Source organism: Mesorhizobium sp. M4A.F.Ca.ET.090.04.2.1 (genome assembly GCF_003999085.1).
Taxonomy (GTDB): domain Bacteria; phylum Pseudomonadota; class Alphaproteobacteria; order Rhizobiales; family Rhizobiaceae; genus Mesorhizobium.
On record NZ_RZOT01000734.1, the window covers coordinates 1 to 2,213 of the forward strand.

General features: G+C 62.8%; 1 protein-coding gene and 2 pseudogenes. 2 read left to right on the forward strand and 1 reads right to left on the reverse strand.

What is annotated here, in order from left to right:
• Both EN781_RS31135 and gltA read left to right on the forward strand, forming a co-directional pair.
• Positions 1–179, forward strand: a pseudogene (locus EN781_RS31135) (glutamate--tRNA ligase); the annotation flags it as partial.
• Between the two features lie 182 nt (positions 180–361).
• Positions 362–1,690 (forward strand): citrate synthase, encoded by a 1,329-nt coding sequence (gltA, locus tag EN781_RS31140; protein ID WP_126054475.1) that lies wholly within the window; start codon positions 362–364, stop codon positions 1,688–1,690.
• Positions 1,691–1,736: 46 nt separating this feature from the next.
• Here the strand turns inward: gltA and EN781_RS31145 are convergent.
• Positions 1,737–2,213, reverse strand: a pseudogene (locus EN781_RS31145) (lipid-A-disaccharide synthase); the annotation flags it as partial.

Sequence of the window (2,213 nt, forward strand, 5' to 3'; positions counted from 1 at the left end):
CGGCCGCCGAGGCAGCGATCCGCGAGTTCGCCCAGGCCGGCGGCCACAAGCTCGGCGCCGTGGCGCAGCCGCTGCGGGCCGCGCTGACCGGCCGGAGCACGTCGCCCGGCGTGTTCGATGTGCTTGCCGTGCTCGGCCGCGAGGAAAGCCTGGCGCGCATCGCGGATCAAATCGATTAGGAGCGAACTGGCCCAAAAAGATTGGCATTGAAAGGTGCGTTTCGCAGTGCAACATTAGGCCTTGGCCCAATCTGGCACGCACCTCCTAAAATGCGGTGGCGAGTACGCGCATTCCGGTGATTTCGACGTGTCGTTTGCAGGATTTGCCTTGCCGGCATGAGGAAACAAAAAGGAGTTTGCTAATGAGCGAAGCTGCAACGAAACTGGAACCGAGCGCCAAACCGCACGGGTCGACCGCCAAGCTGGAGCTCGCCGGCAAGACGCACGAGTTCAAGGTGCGAAGCGGTTCCGTCGGGCCTGACGTCATCGATATCGGCTCGCTCTACAGCACCACCGGCGCCTTCACCTACGATCCCGGCTTCACCTCTACGGCCAGCTGCGAGTCGGCCATCACCTTCATCGACGGCGACGCCGGCATCCTGCTGCACCGCGGCTATCCGATCGACCAGCTCGCCGAGCATGGCGACTTCCTCGAGGTCTGCTACCTGCTGCTCTATGGCGAGTTGCCTACCAAGGCGCAGAAAGACGACTTCGACTACCGGGTGACGCGCCACACCATGGTGCATGAGCAGATGTCGCGCTTCTTCACCGGTTTCCGCCGCGATGCGCATCCAATGGCCGTCATGTGCGGCGTGGTCGGCGCGCTCTCGGCCTTCTATCATGACTCGACCGACATCTCGGATCCGTACCAGCGCATGGTCGCCTCGATGCGGCTCATCGCCAAGATGCCGACGATCGCGGCGATGGCCTACAAGTACCACATCGGCCAGCCCTTCATTTATCCGAAGAACGAGCTGAACTTCGCCGCCAACTTCCTGCACATGTGCTTTGCGGTGCCCTGCGAGGAATACAAGATCAATCCGGTGCTGGCGCGCGCCATGGAACGCATCTTCATCCTGCACGCCGACCACGAGCAGAACGCCTCCACCTCGACGGTTCGTCTCGCCGGCTCTTCGGGCGCAAACCCCTTCGCCTGCATTGCGGCCGGCATTGCCTGCCTCTGGGGCCCGGCGCATGGCGGCGCCAACGAAGCGGCGCTCAACATGCTGGGCGAGATCGGCCATGTCGACCACATCCCGGAATTCATCGCCCGCGCCAAGGACAAGAACGATCCGTTCCGGCTGATGGGCTTCGGCCACCGCGTCTACAAGAACTACGATCCGCGCGCCAAGATCATGCAGAAGACAGCGCATGAGGTGCTGGGCGAGCTCGGCATCAAGGATGATCCGCTGCTCGACATCGCCATGGAGCTGGAGAAGATCGCGCTCACCGACGCCTACTTCATCGAGAAGAAGCTTTACCCGAATGTCGACTTCTATTCCGGCATTACGCTGAAGGCGCTGGGCTTCCCCACCACCATGTTCACCGTGCTGTTCGCGGTTGCCCGCACCGTCGGCTGGATCGCGCAGTGGAAGGAAATGATCGAGGATCCGCACCAGAAGATCGGCCGGCCGCGTCAGCTCTACACCGGTGCCGCGGAACGCGACTACGTGCCGATCGCCAAGCGCTGATCGCGCCCGAGCGAACAGATCAAAAAGGCGCCCGCAAGGGCGCTTTTTATTTGATGTGCCGGAGAACGACTTCGGCGGCGATATCGCCGGACGGTCTGTCCGTTGCCATGCGCAGCGCGATCTCGGCGAAACCGTCCTTCTGCCAGGCGCGCATGCCGGTGTCGGAAAATAGCGTCTCCAGTTGCCTGGCGAGGTTCTCCGGCAGGACATACTGGTCGTAAAACTCCGGAACGAGGGTCCGGTCCGAGATCAGATTGGGCAGCAGCGCCGACCAGACGGAAATGAGATGCGGCATGACCAGACGCGCCACGGGATCGAGCTTGTAGCAGGACACCATCGGCACGCCCGACAGGGCCAGCTCGAGCGATACTGTCCCCGAGGCGATCAGCGCGGCATCAGCCTTGCCGAAGGCCTGCCATTTGCGTTCCGGCTCGACGACAATCTCCGGTTTGTCGTCCCAACTGGCGACCGAAGCCCTGACCAGGTCGGCCACATGCGGCACCGTCGGCCAGAGCAGACGCAG

Bases quoted from the DNA above. Each gene is read 5' to 3' on its own strand.
- gltA (WP_126054475.1), top strand. From the start codon at position 362: ATGAGCGAAGCTGCAACGAAACTGGAACCGAGCGCCAAACCGCACGGG.